An 18362-nucleotide genomic window follows, 5' to 3' on the forward strand; every position below is an offset into this window, starting at 1 on the left:
CCTGGTAGTGCCGGCCGCTGGCCGGCAACGGCGTGCACGGATCATGAGGTTGCCGGCCAGCGGCCGGCACTACCCCAATGCCGCCAAAGCCTTCACCAATGCATCCATCTGCTCCGGCCGGGTGAACACTGACGGCGTCACCCGTACGCAGGCGCCGGAATCAAGCCCGTCGCGGTGCGTGGTGAACACCCGATGCTCATCCAGCAGGCGCTTCTGCAGCGCGATGTTGTCGGCCGTGCTGGTGCGCCCGCGCAGGCGGAAGCTGGCCAGCGCACTGGCCAGCGCCGGGTCCGGCGAGGACAGCACTTCGATATGCGCCATCTGCCGTGCCGGCTCTGTCCAGCGCTCGCGCAGGTAGCGCAGGCGCGCCTGCTTGTTGGCCGCACCGATGCGCTGGTGCAATGCGATCGCTTCCGGCAGTGCCAGGTAGGCGGCGAAGTTGACCGTGCCGGTGTGCACCCGGCTGCCCACGCGGCCATCGTCGGTCTCGCCCATGTACGGGTCCAGATCCGCCACGCGGCCCTTGCGCACGTACATCGCGCCAACGCCGACCGGTGCACCGATCCATTTGTGCAGGTTGATGCTAACGAAGTCGGCTTTCAGGTCTGGCACCGCATAGTCGATCTGGCCGAAGCCGTGCGCCGCATCGACGATCACATCGATGCCGCGCGCCCGCGCACGCTCGGCGATTTCCGCCACCGGCAGCACCAGCCCGTGGCGGTGGCTGACCTGGGTCAGCAGCATCAGCCTCAGCCGCGGCAGGCGCGCGAACGCGGCCTCGTAGGCCTGCAGGATCTGCGCGTGGTCTGGCACTGCCGGCAGTGCGATGCGCTCCACCTGCGCGCCGCGACGCTGCTGCAGCCAGCGCATCGCGCCGATCATGCTGTCGTAGTCGATGTCGGCGTACAGCACCTGGTCACCGGGCTGCAGGCGGTTGTAGCCGCCGATCAGGGCCAGCATCGCCTCGGTGGCGCCGCGGGTCAGCGCGATCTCGTCGGCCGCCACGCCCAGCATTTCGGCCACCTGCCGCTGCACCGCCATGTACTGCGCCGGGAATTCACGGCGGCCATACCACGCATTGCCACGGTTCACCTCGGCGGTGTGGCGCTGGTAGCTGGCCAGCGTCTCGCGCCCCATCGCACCCCAGTAGCCGTTCTCCAGGTGGTTCACTTCGTCGGTGATGTCGAAGTGACTGGCCACCGCGGACCAGTAGGTTTCATCGTGGGCCAGCTCTTCCGGTGCCACGGTCTTCGCAGGAATCTCCATCGGCCCAGCGTAGCGCGCGGCCGCTTGGGCAGGCAGTGAAGGCAGCACGGCGGCGGCCGGCAGCAAGGTGCCGGCACGCAGCAGGGAACGACGGGTACGGTCCATCAGAAGCTCAACCGGTACTGTGCGTAGAGGTTGGCGCCATCGGTGTCGTACGGCGCGTTGCGCGAATAGACCAGGCCACGGCTGGCCTGGAAGGTGGCCTCATCCGGGTAGCGGTCGAACACGTTGTCGGCGCCCACGCGCAGGCTGTGGTGTTCGTTGATGCGGTAGCCCACGGCCAGGTCAAGGAAGCTCATCGCGCCGAAACGCTGGTAGATGTCGCCCACGGCGTTGCCGCTGGAGTCGGTCCAGGCGCCGTAGTAGCGCATGCGCGCCATCAGCGACCAGGCGCCGATGTCCCAGCTGCCGGTCAGGCTGCCCTTGTGCTCGGGCAGGCGGTCTTCGAACAGCACGCGCTGGGTCTCGTTGGTGGCCACCGAGGTGCTGCCGTTGTCCACGCGTGTGCGGTTGTAGTTGTAGGCCAGGGTCAGCGTCATGCGGCCCGCGCCGAGGTCGCGCAGGTAGTTGCCGACCACGTCCACGCCGGTGGTGGTGGTGTCGAAGTCGTTGGTGAAGTAGTTCACCGAGGTGTAGCCCAGCGGGTTGGGCGTGCCGGCCGGAATGGCGAAGCTGGCCGACTGGCTGAAGCGGTCGGTGAGCTTGATCTGGTACACATCCACCGAGCCGGACAGGCCCAGGTCGGTGCGCCAGGTCAGGCCCAGCGAGGCGGTACGCGATTCCTCCGGCTTCAACGGCTTGGCACCGAGCAGCTGGGCCAGCGGATCATTCGGCGACAGGCGGCCGCTGGTGAAGATCTGCAGCGTGCGCGTGTCCAGGCCCTGCGTGGTGCTGGTGGTGTTGAGCTGCGCCGGGGTCGGTGCACGGAAGCCGGTGGACACGGTACCGCGCAGGGCCACGTCCGGGGTGATTGCAAAGCGCGCCGAGAGCTTGCCGTCCAGCGTACTGCCGAAGCTGGAGAAGTCTTCATAGCGGCTGGCCGCGCCGATGCTCCAGCGCTCGCCCAGCGGCACCTCCATATCCACATAGGCCGCCTTGCTGCGCTGGCTCCACTGCCCGGCCTGGCTGGCCGAGAAGCCCGGTGCGCCATTGGAATTGGCTTCCAGGCCCGCTGCTGCGCCCGGACCCACCGCATACGAGGCGGGGTCACCGGCACGCACCTGGTAGGTCTCCTGGCGGAACTCGCCACCGAAGGCGACGTTGATCGGCTTGGCCAGCGCGGCCACGTCCCACTCGTAGTTGAAGTCGGCGTTGGCGTTCTTCTCGGTCTGGGTCAGGCGGCCGAGATCGAACGCGGTCGGGCTGGCCGGACCGAGCGAGGCATTGATCGAGTTCTTCAGGCTGTAGTCGATGGCGTTGCGGCCATACGACGCGCTGACATCCCAACGCAGTTTGGGCGTGATCTCGCCACGCAGGCCACCCACCAGCTGCAGGTCGTTCTGGACGTTGCCGTACTGCGGGCTGAAGCCCACCGGATAGATCGAGCGCAGGTTCCAGCCGGGGAAGATCGTGGTCGTACGGTAGGCGCCGGTGGTGGTATCGGGGTTGCGCCAGTTGAAATCGCTGACGCCGTCGCTGTGGCTGTACAGGCCGAAGGCATAGAGCTCCAGCGTGTCGCTGGCGTTGGCCTTCACGTTGAAGCCGACGCGGCGGCTTTCAAGGTCCGGTTGGCCCCAGCGCTGCACCGGGTTGGGTACGTCCAGGTCCGGATGTGCGGCCTGGAAAGCGATGGCATCCGGGCGCTGGCGGGTGCGCGAGGTGGCATCGGAATTGGACGATTCGGCGAACAGCACCAGGCTGCCGTAGTCACCCAGCGACCAGCCGGTGCGCGCACTGAAGTCGCGCGAGGCACCGTCGCCCTGCGCATACTGCGAATAGCCGGCGGTGATCTCGGTGCCGGGGCCATCCTCGAGAATGATGTTGATGACGCCGGCGATGGCGTCCGAGCCGTACTGCGCCGAGGCACCATCGCGCAGCACTTCGATGCGCTTGATCGCGCTGGTCGGAATCTGCGCCAGATCGGCCGCCTGCGCACCGCGGTTGCCCAGCAACGCGCTGCGGTGGAAACGGCGGCCGTTGACCAGCACCAGCGTCTGGTCCGGCGACAGGCCACGCAGGGTAGCCGGGCGCACGAACACCTGGCCGTCGGCCATCGGCAGGCGCTGCACCACGAACGACGGCACCAGCTGGGCCAGCACGTCCTTCAGGTCGGTGGATTCAACCGACTTGATGTCTTCCTTGGTGAATACATCCACCGGCGCCAGCGTTTCGAACTGGGTGCGGTTGGAGGCGCGGGTGCCGGTGACCAGCATCGCATCGAGCTGGGTGGGCGTCGCGCGGCTGCCTGCCGAGGCATCGACCGCATCGGCCTCCGCTGCGATCGCGCCTCCTGCGCTGGCCATGGAAAGGGCAAGGAGGATGGAACGCGAAAGCTTCGAACGATGCACGGCAGGGCTCCGGAAAGACACGACAGGGCCAGCACCTGCGCAGGCACAACAGGGCTGGACAAGGCGCGCAGTCTCGGCGCGATCTGTGAAGGAGCCATGACGTGAGTACGACAGCTTGATGCGCCAACCCAGGTTGGCCCCTGCCACACCCCATTACCGCCCCACGCCCCATCCCCGCGTACAGGGGCTAGCCGTTGCCGTTGCCGTTGCCGTCGTCGCCAAAGCCGAAACGGGCCGGCCGCGCCGTTCGCAGCGGAACGAACATCAGGGCGGCGAACACCACCAGGGCGGGAGTGGACATGATCCAGACGCCGCGGTTGCGAATTCCGATGCCCATGACGTCGGCCTGCAGATCGCCGATCCACTGCAGCTGCGTCAGTATCATCACCAGCCCGCCGATGGTCGCGCACGGCAATCCACCGTGACCAGCCGCAAACAACGTCGGTGTCAGGCACGCGCCCAGCAACGCGAAGCCGGCGCGGTACACCCAGGGATTGCCGCGCCACCGTGGTGCGCCGAACAACATCAGCAGCAGCAGCGCCAGGGTCAGCAGACTGGGCAGTACCCAGAGCATGAGCAGCATCTGGATCATCTCGATCATCGGCCGGGCTCCACTGGCCGGGCATCCCACGCCGTCGTTCGCATCTTCCTGCTCCTGATCTCATCCATGAAGCGCGCATTGTGGCCGGTACGCAGGAAGCGGCAAAGCCCCGGCAGCGCAAGAACTGCTAAACGAAGCGCCACGCGATCCGCTACTGTGCCTGGCATCGGCTTCAGGAAACGGCGGATGAGCGCGGCAGGCAAGGCATTGTGGTACATCGAAACGCATGCGGATTCACCGCTGGCACTGGCCGATATCGCAGCGGCGGCCGGGCTTTCGCCGTTCCACCTGTCACGCCTGTTCCAGGCCCGCACCGGCACCTCGGTGGTGCGCTACCTGCGGGGGCGGCGCCTGAGCGCCGCCGCGCAGCGACTGGCCGAGGGTGCGGGTGACATCCTGCCGGTGGCACTGGCGGCGGGCTACACCACCCATGCCGCGTTCACCCGCGCCTTCTGCGAACAGTTCGGGCAGACGCCGGAGCGGGTGCGCGAGAATGGCATCGCTGGATTGGCACTGGTGCAGGCAATACGCGTGGATGAAGCGCCGGCCGCCTGCACGGAAGCTCCGCGCCTGCTCGACACCCCCGCCTTCCAGGTTGCCGGCATCGGCATGCGCCACACCCGTGACAGTGGCGGTGCGATTCCCGGGCAGTGGGCGCAGCTCAACCGCGAATGGCCAACGCCAGCGCCGATCAGCTTCGGCGTGTGCTGCAACAGCGATGACGACGGCGGCTTCGACTACATCGCGGCACTGCCGGCCAGCGCGCGATCGACTGTACCCGCGCATTGGCAACGGGTCACGGTGCCCGCACGTCGCTATCTGGTGGCCTGGCACGGCGGGCACATCTCCAGCATCCGCTCCACCTGGTTCTGGCTGCTGGACCACTACCTTCCCCACTCGGGCCTCAGCCTGGCCGATGCGCCGGACCTGGAACGCTACGACGCCCGCTTCGATGAGCACACCGGCAATGGCGGCGTGGAAATCTGGTTGCCGGTGGACCAACGCCCTCGCTGACATGGAGTTGAAGATGCGCATGAAGGCCACTGTGCTGGGAATGATCCTGATCGGCCTGGCGAGCGTCACCGCCGCCGACGAAACCGGGTTGGCCGGCGAGCGCCACGGCACCACGACGGTGGACAGCGCCGCGGTGCGCGATGTGCAGCACCGCGACGCGCTGCGCTACACGGTCTGGTATCCGGCACAGGCCGGCAGCCGCGAAACCGCGTTGACCATCGGCCCGCCCGATGCGCCCCTGTTTGACGTCGGACGTGCAGCGCTGGATGCACCGGTTGCGGGCACGCGCCTGCCCACCCTGCTGCTCTCGCATGGCAATGGCGGCAGCGCGCGCATTATGGGCTGGCTGGGCACGGCGCTGGCGCGCGCCGGGTATCTGGTGATCGCGGTCGATCATCCCGGCAACAACGGTGCCGATCCGATGACCCTGCCGGGCAGCGTGCTGAGCTGGTTGCGTGCCGATGATCTGCGCGCTGCGCTGGCGGCGGTACAGGCCGATCCGGTGCTCGGTGCACACGTCGATCGCAGTCGATTGGGGGTGGTCGGGTTCTCGGCCGGTGGCTACACCGCGCTGCTGGCCGCCGGTGCACGGCCCGACCTGCAACGGCTGCTGGCGTTCTGCCGTGCACATCCGGATGACGGCGTCTGCCGGCCCCAGCAGGAGGCCGCCACGCACACCATGGAAGCGCGCCTGGCCGCCGCGGCCTCCCCTGCACTGGCCCCCTGGATCTCCCACTCTGACGACGCGCGCGCCCTTCCCGGCGTGCGCGCGGTGTTCCTGCTGGCACCCGCGATCGTGCAGGCGTTCGCGCCCGGGCAGCTGTCCTCGTTGCAGCTGCCGGTGTCGATCGTGCTGGGCGATGCTGACAAGGTTGCCCCTCCGACGAGCAATGGCGAAGCCGCACAGGCATTGATTCCGGGTGCGACGTTGCTGCGCCTGGCGGGCGTCGGCCACTACGATTTCCTGTCCACCTGTACGGCTGCCGGCGTGCAGCGGCTACCGGACCTGTGCACCGCTGCGACGTCAACGGCGGGAACCCACCGGCGGACGGTGGATGCAGCGACGGGGTTCTTCGACGCTGCGCTGCGTGAGCCGCACGATAACGAACCGTTGCATCTACGGTGACACGTGCGCAATCCCCGCAGGATTAAACTCGGCGCATGCGCTCCACGGAGGATCGATCATGCGCCTGCTCCACCTGACCCTGCCAGTGTCCGACGTGGCCACCGTCGCCGCGTACTTCCACGACGTGCTGCAGCAGCGCGTGGTCGGCAACCACGTGCACGTCGGCTGGAGCACGATCGAACTGCAGCCCGCCGCTGATCATCCGGTCGGCGGCGTGCACCTGGCCTTCAACGTGCCCGACAACCGCTTCGGCGAGGCGATGGCCTGGCTGCGCGAGCGCACCCCCTTGCAACGCAATCCAGCCGGACTGGACTACTTCGCGCTGGAAAGCAGCTGGCAATCGCAGTCGGTGTACTTCACCGGTCCCGATGGCCTGATCCTGGAACTGATCGGTCGCCGCCGCCTGCCGGGCAGCACGCGCCAAGGCGCTTTCCACGGCGGCGAGCTGACCTGCCTCAGCGAAGTCGGCCTGCCCAGCCACGATGTCGACAGCGTGCGCGAGCAGGCCAGCCAGCGCTTCGGCCTGCAGCCGATCAGCCCGCCGTCGCCGCAGTTCGCGCCGATGGGCGACGACGAGGGCCTGCTGATCGTGGTGGCGGCCGATCGCCGCTGGTTCCCCGAGCAGAAGGATCTGCCCAACGCGCAGGGCCTGCAGCTGCAGGTCGGCGATGTAGGCGGCGCGGGTGTTGTGGAAGACGCTTCGCTGGGGTGGCGGGTGCAGGCTGCCTGAACTACCAGCTGCCCGACGCGCCACCGCCGCCGCTGCGCCCGCCGCCACCGGACCAATCGCTGGAACTGCTCGAGGATGAACGTGACGACGCACTGCTGGACGCGCTGCGAGAGCCACCGGATGAGCGCAGGCCGCCGCGTGCCCTGTCAGCCGGCAGCAGGGTGAAGATCCACACGAAGTACAGCACCAGCGTGCCCGCACTCCACCCGATCGTCGCCGCAAGGCGCGCCGCCGGCTCGGCCCGATCGATGGCCAGCAGTGCGAAGAGTGCGTAGCCGGCGCTCAGCAGCAACAACACCGTGAACCGTACCGCGAAGCTGCCGCGATCCTTGTGCCAGCGCGCGCGGCCGGCCTGTACGATGAAAAACACCAGCATCGCGGCAATACCCACGGCCAGGTCCAGCAACACGTGCAGGGCCAGGCTGGGCGGCAACTGGCCCCGCAGCAGCATCACCCCGAAGAACACCCCATTGGCCCCGAGCAGGCCCAGCAATACAACGCGCAGGCCCCGGCTGCGGCGCCAGCACCAGCCGAGCAGGCTCGCCACGGGTACGCACAGCGCCAGCACGAAGCAGAGCGCCGCCATTGCCTGGCGGGGTGCCCACAGCGCCGCCGCCAGCACACCGGCGGCGATCACCGCAGTCACCAGCACCGGGCGGCCCCAGGCCGGTAACCGCTTCGGTCGTGTCTGCGGCGTGGCGGCCGCACGCGATGTTCCGCGCCGGCGCTGGCGATACCTGCGCGCGAAGTCGTCCGGCGTCCTTGCCTCGGGCCGCGAGGGCGGCGACCGCCACAGCCCGGCGAGGAAGCCGGCCAGCAGCGACAGGGCAACCACCGAATCCGCGCTGCGCCAGTCCGGCGGCAGCACGTTGCGTGCCGACGGGTCTTCCCAGCCCGGCAACGCCTCGCCATCGATCAGCGCGACCACGACCTTCGTTCCATCCAGCAGCCCCTGGTCGAGGTCGCCCTCGCGGAAGCGCGGCACGATCGCCTTGTCGATGATGCGCGCGGCATAGGCATCGGGAATCGCACCCTCCAGGCCATAGCCGGTCTGGAGGCGCACGCGGCGGTCCTGCACGGCCACCAGCAGCAGCACGCCATCATCGACACCGGCGCGCCCCAGCTGCCATTGCTCGAACACCCGCTGTGCATAGGCTTCGATGCCCTCTTCGCCAACCCGGTCGACCACCAGCACCTGCAGCTGCGCGCCCGTACGCGCCTGCAGCTGTAGCGCCTGCGTGCGCAGCGCGTTGCGGGTGTCCGCCGACAGCGCATGGGCGGTGTCCACCACCGGATCATCCAGCGCCGGCACCGCCTCGGCGGCCATCGCCATCGCCATCATCGGCAACAGGCACAGCAGCAACAGCCCTACCGTGGCCCAGCTCCGCCTGACCGCGCGCAGCCGGCTCATGCCCCCTGCCCCTGCTCGATCCGCGCATGCAATGCCCGCAGCTGTGCGGCCAACTGGTTGAACACCTGCAGATCGGCATCCACCAGGGCCGGCCAATCCGGCGCCTGCCCCAGCAGCTGTGCCACCTGCTCGTTCGGCGCGCGATCAAAGCCTTCGCCCAGCACGGCCAGATAGCGCTGACGGAACCGCTCAGGGTCGCGCTGGTCCTGCACGTAGAGCTGCACGGCCAACAGCCCTGCATACAGGTAGTTCACCAGATAGTTCGGGTCGTCATACATCAGGCGCTTGCCGATCCAGCTGTTGCGCAGCTGCGGATAGTGCTCCGGATCCTGGCCGAAGCGCGCCAGCACCTGGCCGGTCAGCGCATCCAGGTCATCGGCGGTACCCAGCGTGTTGTCGGCCACGCCCCGGTAGATCGACTGCTCCAGCTGCGCCTCCTCGGACGAGGTGAACAGCTGCAGCACCATGTCGTCCAGCAGCGACTTCAGGTAGTAGGCCTTGGCCCGCGGGTCCTGCGCCTGCTGGTACAGCTGGTCGCGGAAGCGCAGTTCGTTGTAGATGGCGAACGCCTCGGTCAGCCATGGGCTGCCATTGCGCTGCAGCGGCGACGCATGGCCACGCTGCATCCACTCGCCATGCAGCGCGTGACCGGCTTCGTGCGCGATCTCGACATCGCTCTCCAGCTCGCCGCTGCGCACGCCGACGAACAGCATTGCCGGTGCGCCAGGTGCGCTCACCGGGAAGGCATCCAGGCTGCGGTCACCGCGCTCGGTGGCCAGGTCCATGCGCCGGTTGGCCGGATCGAGCAGCGCGCGCAGCTCGCCAACATACGCCGGGCCCAGGTGCTGCATGGCATCGGCGGCGGTGTCGCGCAGCTGCGGCAGCGCCAGCACCGGCGGGGTGTATCCGGCATCGGGCACCGTGGTATCCCAGAGCTGCGGCGCATCGATGCCCGAGCGCGCGGCGTGGCGCAGCAGCATGTTCTGGTAGCCACGCCGATCGCCAGCATGATGTTCGATTGCCAGCAACGTCGCATCCACCGCCGATGTATCCAGGCCCATGCGCTGGTAACCACGCGCCGGGGCCGAGCCATCGCCCTGCAGGCGTGCGGCGGCATCGTTCACCTGCACCAGCCCCAGCAGTACCGAGGCCATCGGCTCCCGGCGTGATTGAAGACCTTGCCAGTAGCCCTTCCAACCGGCCTCGCGCAGCGCGCGGTCCGGATGCCGGGCCAGCGCCTGCTTGTCGTGCCCGGTATCCCAGTGCCGTCCATCGCGCTCGATCTGCGGGTACTCGGCGCTGCGCAGGATCTGCCCACGCAGGCGCGCGAAGCTGTCCAGCGCCGGATCCGCCAGGGCGTCCACCGCCTCATCCAGCGCGGCATCGGCCGGGACGGCGGCTTCCTTCAGTGCACGCGCGCGCAGGAACGCATACGGTGCTGTCCACTCGGCGTCAACGGGCGCCTCACGCAGTGCAGCGCGAGCAGTTCGGGCGATGCGGCTGCACAGCCCCATCACCTGGTCCAGCGCCTGTGCCGGTCGGTGGTCGCGCGCGTTGCGGGCGGCCTGCAGGTGCAGGTAGGCATGATGGCGCAGGCACTGTGCCTGCATGGCCTCGGCCTGCTGGAAACGTTGCGCGGGCGCAATGCCGGCCGCATGCTGCAGGGCCTCCAGCTGCTTCTCCAGCGCATCACGCGCGCGCTGCTCGGCCGCCGCATCGGCGAAGTAGGCACGATCATCGGCCTGCAGCGATTCCGCCCGGATACCGGCAAGAGGGGCCATCGCCAGAATCACGGCAACGACTGCGGTAGTGCGCATCCTGCGAGCCTGCATCGGCGTCTCCCTGCCTGGACCAGGCCTTGAGCCTAGCAGCCGCTGCCGCCCCGCGCCTGTGCCGGATCAGGCGTCCTTCAGATCGACTCGTCCTCGCGCTTGACCAGCGTCCAGCACGGCGCCTGCGCGAAGGTGTAGGTCTGCTGGTCGCTGCTGTCCGGCGTGCGGATCTGCACCTGGCGCTGGCCATCGGCCAGCGCACTGACCTGCATCTCGCGCCCCTGCCCGGCCAGCGCGGCGGGATCAGGCATCACCGGCCATTCGACGTCGGCCAGTGCCAGGCGGCTTTCGACCTTGCGCGGTTCCGGCTCGGCCTCGGCATCGATGTAGCTGTCCAGCAATGGGTCGGCGGTGGCCTTTTCCTGCAGCGCGATCTCGTGGCCGAAGTGCTTCAGGAACGCATCGAACTGCGGATAAGGGCATTCAGCACTGGCCGGCGCCGGCGCAGGTTGAACTGCTGCGGCCGTGGATGCCGGCGCGAGCGCGGCCGGTGCGGTTTCCGTGGGCGTTGGCGGCGGCTCGGGCGTGCAGGCAACCAGCGCCACGCCACAGGCCAGCGCCAGCACTGCGGCAGAACGGTATCGACGCATGGGCTCATCCTGAATCCGGTTGGGTCGCCCCATGCTACCGCGCCCCCTACAATCGCTGCATTCTGCCTGTCCGAGAATTCCATGCATCGCTTCCTGCTCCTGATCGGCCTGCTACTACCCGCCCTGTGGCCGGCCGTGGCAATGGCCGTCGATGTCCGCGAAGGCGACCTGCTGTTCGTGACTGCCGGCCGCAGCGGCCTCAGCGCGGCCATCGACGATGCCACCGGCAAGCAGGGCGCACCCAGCTTCGATCACGTCGCGCTGGTCGCTTCCGCGCCGAAAGGGTGGGAGGTACTGCACGCCGACGAGAAGGGCTCGCGCCGGCAGTCGCTGTCCGCGTTCCGCCAGGACGCTCGTGCCAAGCATCGGCAGATCGTGGTCTATCGCCTGCGTGCGCCGCAGCAGGCGACCATCAAGGATGCGGTCGCCACCGCACGCACCATGCTCGGCAAGCCGTACAACACGTCATACGTGTTGAACGAGGACAGCTACTACTGCTCGGACTTCATCGAACGCGCCTTCCGCGCGCATCACGTGTTCGCGCTGCAGCCGATGAACTTCCGCAATCCGCAGACCGGGCAGATCGCCCAGCACTGGGTGGACCTGTACCACGGCATGGGCATGGAGGTTCCGCAGGATCAGCCCGGCACCAACCCCAACGACATGTCGGCCGCGCCGGTGCTGCAGCGTATCGGCGTGCTGGAATAAGCGAAGCCCCGCACGAGGCGGGGCTTCACCGGTCACGCCGCGTACCGCGCGTGGTCATTCTTCTTCGTCGTGGCCGCCCTGCTGCTGGTTGCGCTCTTTGCGCTGCTGATCCTGTTGCTGCTGTTGCTGCTGGTCACGACGGCCCTGCTGCTGATCCTGCTGGTTCTGCTGGCCCGGCTGCTTCTGGTTCGGGTTCTGGTTCTGCTGTGCCATGTCCGTTCTCCGAAAGCCACGCGCGAAATGCGGTGGACGGGGCCATCGTCTGCAGCGATTGGTTAATCACGCGTGCGTGGGCGGCTACACCTGTGTGTACGCGCGTGAATGAACACGCCAAGCCCCTTGCAGCACAAGCCCATGAAGGATTCATGCGGGTTCGGCATGTGCTCATGCCCGCGTCGGGGCAACGCGCATTCATGGCTGCCGCGGCCGGGAACGCGCGCTGAACGTGGCGGCTGTGCCCTGCTGCAGGAACACCTGCACTGGATTCAAGGCATCACCGGCGGCACATACGCCAGGGTCATGCCCAGCAGCCACAGCAGGCCCAGCACCAGCGGGATATGCACCAGCAGCTGGATGAAGGTGAAGCCGACGATGTCGCGTGCTTTCAGGCCGAGCACGCCCAGCAGCGGCAGCATCCAGAACGGATTGATCAGGTTCGGCAGCGCTTCGGCCGCGTTGTAGACCTGCACCGCCCAGCCCAGGTGCGCCTTCAGTTCGTTGGCGGCCTGCATCACGTACGGCGCCTCGATGATCCACTTGCCACCACCGGACGGCACGAAGAAGCCGAGCACCGCCGAGTAGACGCCCATCACCAGGGCGAAGGTATCGGTGCTGGCCACGTGCACGAACAGGCTCGACAACCGGTGCGCCAGCGTCTGCCCGTCACCGCCGGCAGCGTGGGTCAGGATCATGGCGATGCCGCCGTACAGCGGGAACTGGATCAGTACGCCGGTGGTACTTGGCACCGCCTTGGCCACCGCGTTGAGGAAGCTGCGCGGCCGCCAGTGCAGCAGCAGGCCCAGCGAGATGAACAGGAAGTTGTAGGTGTTGAGGTTGGCGATGGCGGTGACCACCGGCTTGTTGGCGAACTCGTTGAACAGCCAGCCGAACGCCAGCAGCGAGAGCAGCACGGTCAGCAGCGGGCTGTACTCCAGCCATTCGCCTGGGCGCGTGCGTCGCTGCAGCGGTTCCGGCTCGGCCTGCGCGGCACCAGGGAAATCCTCGGCGGTGCGGGCGCTGCTGCCGGCCGGCGCGGTCAACCAGGCGATCAGCAGCGAGACCAGGATCAGCACCGCGGTCAGCGCGATCGACTGCCACAGGAAGATGGTTTCGGTGAACGGCAATACGCCGGTGATCTCCACCAGCCCCGGCGGCATGCTGGCCGGGTTGGCCTGCAGCTGCGCGGCCGACGAACTCAGCCCCATCGCCCACACCGCCCCCAGGCCGAGATAGGCCGACGCACCGGCCGCGCGGTAGTCCATGCGCAGCTCGGTACGGCGCGCCAGCGCCCGCACCAGCAGGCCGCCGAACACCAGCGAGAAGCCCCAGCTGAGCAGCGAGGCCAGCATGCTGACCAGGCCCACGTACACCACCGCGCCACGGCCGGTGCGTGGCACCCGGGCGAGGAAGTCGATGAAGCGCGCGACCACCGGCGCAGTGGCCACGGCATAGCCACCGATGACCACGAAGGCCATCTGCATGGTGAAGGGAATCAGGCTCCAGAAGCCGTCACCGAAGGCGCTGGCGGTAGCCTGCGGGGTCGAGCCGAAGCCCATCGCGGCCAGCGCAACGATGACCACGCCCAGCACCGCGAACACATACGCATCGGGGAACCACTTTTCCGCCCAGGCGGCCGAGCGCAATGCAGCGCGCGCCATCCAGCCGTCCTGTACTGCTGCCGTCGAGGCCATCGCCTACCCTCCCAGGTTCGATGGACCGATTCTGGGCGGTGGGGTGCGGGCTGTCAGCCACCTATTGGTCGTAGGCGGGAGGCTGGTCGTGCCGGCCGCTGGCCGGCAACTTCGGGATCGTGCACGTGTGCAGCCGGCCAGCGGCCGGCTCTACCAAACCCAGGAATTGTCGTAGGTGGCGGAGGCTGGTCGTGCCGGCCGCTGGCCGGCAACCTCGCGATCGCACACGTGTGCAGCCGGCCAGCGGCCGGCTCTACCAAACCCAGGAATTGTCGTAGGTGGCGGAGGCTGGTCGTGCCGGCCGCTGGCCGGCAACCTGGGGATCGCTCACGTGTGCAGCCGGCCAGCGGCCGGCTCTACCCAGCCCTGGCGTCAGCGCAGCGCCAGGTCCACGGCGATGCCGGCAAACAGCGCCGCGCCCACCCAGTTGTTGTGCAGGAACGCCTTGAAGCACGGGCCGCGTTCGCGGTTGCGGCAGATCCAGAACTCGTACACCACCAGCACGGTGGCCACGGCCACGCCGGCCAGGTAGTACCCGCCCAGCCCGCCGCGCACGCCGACCAGCGCCATCGTGGCCAGGAACAGCGCATACAGCACGCCCTGGATGACCAGGTCGAGATCACCGAACAGGATTGCGGTGGAGTGCGAGCCCATCTTCAGGTCGTCCTCGCGGTCGACCATGGCGTACCAGGTGTCGTAGGCGGTGGACCACAGGATGTTGCCGGCGTACAGCAGCCAGCCCAGCATCGGCACCTCGCCCTGTACGGCGGCGAATGCCATCGGGATGCCCCAGCCGAACGACATGCCCAGGTAGACCTGCGGCAGATGGGTATAGCGCTTCAGGTAGGGGTAGCTGGCGGCCAGGAACACGCCGATGAAGCTCAGGCCGATGGTCAGGCCGTTCAGGGTCAGCACCAGGCCGAACGCCACCAGCATCAGCACCGCGAACAACACCAGCGCAGCGCGGCCACTGATCGCGCCGGTGGCCAGCGGACGCGCCTTGGTGCGTTCCACATGCGGGTCGAGCCAGCGGTCGGCGTAGTCGTTGATGACGCAACCGGCCGAGCGGGTCAGCCACACGCCCGCGGTGAACACGAACAGCGTCCACAACGGCGGCAGGCCGCCGGCGGCCAGCCACAGCGCCCACCAGGTGGGCCACAGCAGTAGCAGCGTGCCGATCGGACGATCAGCGCGCATCAGACTCCAGTAATGCCGCCAACGCGGCGTCGCCGGCGACTGCGGCGAAGTGAGGGGGGTATCAGCCATGCCGATAGGATACTCCTGCCCCTCTGGCAGGGCTTTGCCCGTGGGGGGAGATTTGTTCGGCGAAACTGGATAGAATGCCGGTCCCGCACCGCTTCATGGCGCTGCGATGCCCGCCCCGGCATTGGCCGACGGCGCGGCGGTTCTACAACGCGCCCGTAGCTCAGCCGGATAGAGTAGTGGCTTCCGAAGCCATTGGTCGGGGGTTCGAATCCCTCCGGGCGCGCCATCTTCCCCTTGTTGCCTGCACACCGCTCCCGGTGCTGGACGTTGCTGCGTGCTTCATCAACACTGCAGGCATGACGCCATCGGATCTGCTGCAGCTGGCGGCAGGCGCCGCGATTCTCGGCCTGGCCGCCTTGTCCACCGGAGTGAGCTTCGGCCGCGCCCGGCATGGCAGCCACCTGCTCACCACCTTCTTCGCCTGTTTCGCCGCCGCCAACCTGTTCGGACTGGTGCTGCTGGGTGGCCAGGCCTGGCTGTCGGCCGACGCCGTGCGCTGGCTGCGGGTCATCGAGGTGCCACTGGTCTTTCTGCTGGGTCCGCTGCTGTACCGCCATGCACGTGCGCTGCTGTCCCCTGCGCCGGACCACACTTCGTTGCTGCCGCTCGCGCATCTGCTGCCGGCCATGCTCGCGTTCGTCATTTCCCTGTTGAATGCTGCTGCGCCTTTCGAAGCCTCGCTGCTGGGCAAGGTGCTGTTCCAGCTCAGCTTCCATGGCTGGCTGCTGCAGGGCACGCCCTACCTGCTGGCCACGCTGTGGCTGTCACTGCGCACGCCTTCGGCTCCGCGCGGAACTGCCATCCAACGCAGCGGACTACGCGGGCTGGCAATCGTGATGGCGGGCTGCTGGCTGGCCAGCGCGATGAACCGGTGGCCGCCGGACGCCGCTCCGCTTCTGGCCAGTATCGGGCTCAGCCTGTTAACCACGGCAGGTATGTACCTGCTGGCGTGCCAGGTCGTACGCCAGCAGCTGCGTGCACGTGTGGTCACTTCGGCACCCGTCCTGATGGACATGCCCGCATCCACCGAGGACACGCCCCGCGCACGCTACGAACGCTCGGGCATCGATGCAACGCAGTGCGCGGCCATTGCCAGCGCGCTGACCGCATTGATGCAGGACGAACGCCTGCATGAAGCGCCCGGACTGGATCTCCAGTCCCTCAGCCAGCGCAGCGGCTGGTCATCCAACCAGGTCTCGCAGGCCCTCAACCAGGGCCTGGGCCAGAATTTTTCCGAGTTCGTGACCGGCTTCCGTGTGGCTGCAGCGAGAACGTGCCTGTCCGATCCGTCCGACCTCCGCAGCGTGCTGGACATCGGCCTTGCTGCCGGCTTCGGCAGCAAGTCCACCTTCAACAGCGCGTTCAAGCGCGCCACCGGGCAGACGCCCAGCGAGTACCGGCGCCGTCGCACCACGTCCGACTGAACGTCCAATCCTTCACGCCCGGTCGAATATCTCCCGTCCCTGCGCTGCCATCACCTTCTGACCCAATGAAGGAGGTGAAGCGATGCGTTTGCGACGGATGCTGTGTGGCCTGCTGTGGATGCTGGCGGTTCCTTTACACGCCGCAGCGGTGAATGCTGCCGATGTGCTGGCCAGGGCCCGCGCAGCCAGTGGCGGCGAGCGCTGGCAGGCTACACAGCACCTGCAGGCTGAGGGCGAGCAGTCGCTGGGTGGTCTGCATGGGCGGTGGGAGCTCAACCAGGATCTGCGCGCCGGGCGCTATGTCGAACAGGCGCAGCTGGGGGACTTCATCGTCGCGCAGGGGTTTGATGGGCGCCTGTCCTGGCGGCGCGACTACGGCGGCGAAGTCGGCCTGCTGGATGGCACCGTGCCACGCCGCACCGCGCGCACGCAGTCCTGGCTGACCACCCGCGGCTACTGGTCCAGCGCCTACCCGGCCTCACGCTTTGCAGGCCCGCGTGGCGGGATTCACAACGGACAGCGCTATGACGTGCTGTCAACCACGCCGGAGGGAGCGGACCCGATCGAGCTCTGGTTCGACACCCGCACTGGCCTGCTCGGCCGGGTGGTCATTGCCTCCGCGCGCACACCCACCGCCACCACGCTGGAAGACTACCGGGCCGTGGAAGGTCTGATGTTGCCCCACCGCATCATCACCGACACCCTCGATGCCCAGGGCCGTGCCGATCCACGATTGCGCAGCGACGTGCGGGTGCAGCGCTATCGGGTGAACAGCCCGATGCCGGACGCCCGGTATGCGCCACCGGCGATGGCCGCCGACAGCTACATCGAGGATGCCAGCGGCACCACCCGCGTTCCGTTCGACCTGATCAACAACCATGTCTATATCGAGGCCGAGGTGGATGGCCAGCCGGCGCGCTTCCTGGTCGACACCGGCGCCATCAACCTGCTGACCCCTACGGCGGCCAAGCGCCTGGGCCTGACCACAGCGGGCCGCCTGAGCGTGCATGGTGCCGGCGACAACGCCAGCGACCTGGGCCTGGCACAGGCCCGCCACCTGCGCATCGGTGGCGCGCACCTTGCAAACCCGGTGTTCCACATCATCGACCTCGGCCAGCAGATCAACTCGATGGGCGTGCCACACGATGGCTTCATCGGCTATGAGACCTTCCTGCGCTTTGTCACCACCTTCGACTATGGCGCGCGCGTGCTCAGCTTCACCCGGCCGGGCCACTACCAGCCGCCCGCCAACGCCGTGATGCTGCCGTTCGAACAGGACGATCGCGCACCGGTACTGAATGGCGAGCTGGACGGTATCCCGCTGCGTCTGTGGCTGGACACCGGGTCACGCAATTCGCTGAGCCTGAGCAGCCCGTTCGTGCGCACGCGTGGGCTGCTGGAGAAGTACCACGCCAGCGAGGAAGCAGTGCTTGGCTGGGGCCTCGGTGGCCCGGGGCGCGCGCGACCAGCACGGCTGGGTGTGCTGCGCATGGGCAGTGTCGAGGTCAATGGCCTGGTCGGTGATCTGTCCAGCACGGACAAGGGTGCGCTCGCCCTGGCCGACTATGGCGCGATTCTCGGTGGCGGCGTGCTGCGGCGCTTCTCCATGGGCATCGACTACGATGCCAAGCGCCTTTATCTGGTGCCCAACGCTGAAAGCACGCAGCCCGATGCCTTCGATCGCAGCGGGTTGTGGCTACAGGCCGAGGACGCTGCACTGCGTGTGGCCGATGTGGCACCAACCAGCGCCGGGGCGCGCGCCGGGCTGCGAAGGGATGACCGCATTGTCATGGTCGATGGCGAGCCGGTGGCCACGCGGAAGCTGGGCGACTGGCGCGCGCAGCTGCGCGAGCGCCCGGTGGGAACCGGCGTGGGCGTCCGTTATCTGCGCGATGGCCGGCAGATGGATACCCGGCTGGTGCTGGCCGATCGGGTAGCAGAGCGCTGGCCTGCGCAGTGAGGCAGGAAAAACAGCAA

Annotated in this window: 15 protein-coding genes and 1 tRNA gene; 7 read left to right on the forward strand and 9 right to left on the reverse strand. The window is 68.1% G+C overall.

The window, feature by feature from the left end; all coding sequences use genetic code 11:
• Positions 1-69 precede the first annotated feature (69 nt).
• The 3 genes from VN11_RS20350 to VN11_RS20360 form a co-directional block, all read right to left on the reverse strand.
• Entirely contained in the window at positions 70-1371 is a 1302-nt protein-coding gene (locus tag VN11_RS20350) for an aminotransferase class V-fold PLP-dependent enzyme (RefSeq protein ID WP_053451049.1), read from the reverse strand.
• The gene (locus VN11_RS20355; RefSeq protein WP_080374980.1) at positions 1371-3773 is read right to left on the reverse strand and encodes a TonB-dependent receptor plug domain-containing protein; all 2403 of its coding nucleotides are present in this window, start codon (positions 3771-3773) and stop codon (positions 1371-1373) included. The genes VN11_RS20350 and VN11_RS20355 overlap by 1 nt, the downstream gene beginning before the upstream one ends.
• Before the next feature lie 187 nt (positions 3774-3960).
• Positions 3961-4374 (reverse strand): hypothetical protein, encoded by a 414-nt coding sequence (locus VN11_RS20360; protein WP_053451051.1) that lies wholly within the window; start codon positions 4372-4374, stop codon positions 3961-3963.
• 186 nt (positions 4375-4560) lie between these two features.
• On the opposite strand from VN11_RS20360, the gene VN11_RS20365 reads away from it, so the two are divergent.
• From VN11_RS20365 to VN11_RS20375, 3 genes are read left to right on the forward strand one after another with little or no spacing between them, the layout of a single operon-like run.
• Positions 4561-5388 carry an AraC family transcriptional regulator gene (locus tag VN11_RS20365; RefSeq protein ID WP_053451052.1) on the forward strand — a complete coding sequence of 276 codons (828 nt, stop codon included), beginning with the start codon at positions 4561-4563 and terminating at the stop codon, positions 5386-5388.
• Between the two features lie 13 nt (positions 5389-5401).
• Positions 5402-6514 (forward strand): alpha/beta hydrolase family protein, encoded by a 1113-nt coding sequence (locus VN11_RS20370; protein ID WP_053451394.1) that lies wholly within the window; start codon positions 5402-5404, stop codon positions 6512-6514.
• A gap of 58 nt (positions 6515-6572) precedes the next feature.
• Entirely contained in the window at positions 6573-7244 is a 672-nt protein-coding gene (locus tag VN11_RS20375) for a VOC family protein (protein ID WP_053451053.1), read from the forward strand.
• 1 nt (position 7245) lies between these two features.
• Here VN11_RS20375 and VN11_RS20380 read toward each other — a convergent pair whose 3' ends face one another.
• The 3 genes from VN11_RS20380 to VN11_RS20390 form a co-directional block, all read right to left on the reverse strand.
• A complete protein-coding gene (locus VN11_RS20380) occupies positions 7246-8655 on the reverse strand; it encodes a TPM domain-containing protein (protein ID WP_053451054.1) in 1410 nt (469 codons plus the stop codon).
• Positions 8652-10487, reverse strand: a complete 1836-nt coding sequence (locus VN11_RS20385; RefSeq protein WP_053451055.1) for a M3 family metallopeptidase — start codon at positions 10485-10487, stop codon at positions 8652-8654. Before VN11_RS20385 ends, VN11_RS20380 begins: the two co-directional genes overlap by 4 nt.
• 77 nt (positions 10488-10564) lie before the next feature.
• Entirely contained in the window at positions 10565-11077 is a 513-nt protein-coding gene (locus tag VN11_RS20390; protein ID WP_053451056.1) for a hypothetical protein, read from the reverse strand.
• 81 nt (positions 11078-11158) lie between these two features.
• Here VN11_RS20390 and VN11_RS20395 point away from each other — a divergent pair, with 81 nt between their 5' ends.
• A complete protein-coding gene (locus tag VN11_RS20395; RefSeq protein ID WP_053451057.1) occupies positions 11159-11785 on the forward strand; it encodes a YiiX/YebB-like N1pC/P60 family cysteine hydrolase in 627 nt (208 codons plus the stop codon).
• Between the two features lie 54 nt (positions 11786-11839).
• Here VN11_RS20395 and VN11_RS22625 read toward each other — a convergent pair whose 3' ends face one another.
• From VN11_RS22625 to ubiA, 3 genes are all read right to left on the reverse strand, one after another.
• Positions 11840-11998: a hypothetical protein gene (locus VN11_RS22625; protein ID WP_014038817.1), complete on the reverse strand. Its 159-nt coding sequence runs from the start codon at positions 11996-11998 to the stop codon at positions 11840-11842.
• 272 nt (positions 11999-12270) lie between these two features.
• Positions 12271-13695, reverse strand: coding sequence for a short-chain fatty acid transporter (locus tag VN11_RS20400; protein WP_187299783.1), 1425 nt, complete (start codon positions 13693-13695; stop codon positions 12271-12273).
• A 372-nt stretch (positions 13696-14067) separates the two neighbouring features.
• Positions 14068-14961 carry a 4-hydroxybenzoate octaprenyltransferase gene (gene ubiA, locus VN11_RS20405; protein WP_053451059.1) on the reverse strand — a complete coding sequence of 298 codons (894 nt, stop codon included), beginning with the start codon at positions 14959-14961 and terminating at the stop codon, positions 14068-14070.
• 149 nt (positions 14962-15110) lie between these two features.
• Here ubiA and VN11_RS20410 point away from each other — a divergent pair.
• The 3 genes from VN11_RS20410 to VN11_RS20420 all read left to right on the forward strand — a co-directional run bounded on the left by VN11_RS20410 (position 15111) and on the right by VN11_RS20420 (position 18345).
• Positions 15111-15187, forward strand: a tRNA-Arg gene (locus VN11_RS20410).
• 70 nt (positions 15188-15257) lie between these two features.
• Entirely contained in the window at positions 15258-16385 is a 1128-nt protein-coding gene (locus tag VN11_RS20415) for a helix-turn-helix domain-containing protein (RefSeq protein ID WP_053451060.1), read from the forward strand.
• An 82-nt stretch (positions 16386-16467) separates the two neighbouring features.
• Positions 16468-18345, forward strand: coding sequence for an aspartyl protease family protein (locus VN11_RS20420; protein WP_053451061.1), 1878 nt, complete (start codon positions 16468-16470; stop codon positions 18343-18345).
• Positions 18346-18362: the final 17 nt, after the last annotated feature.

Origin of the sequence: Stenotrophomonas maltophilia, assembly GCF_001274595.1 — a bacterium.
Classification (GTDB): domain Bacteria; phylum Pseudomonadota; class Gammaproteobacteria; order Xanthomonadales; family Xanthomonadaceae; genus Stenotrophomonas; species Stenotrophomonas forensis.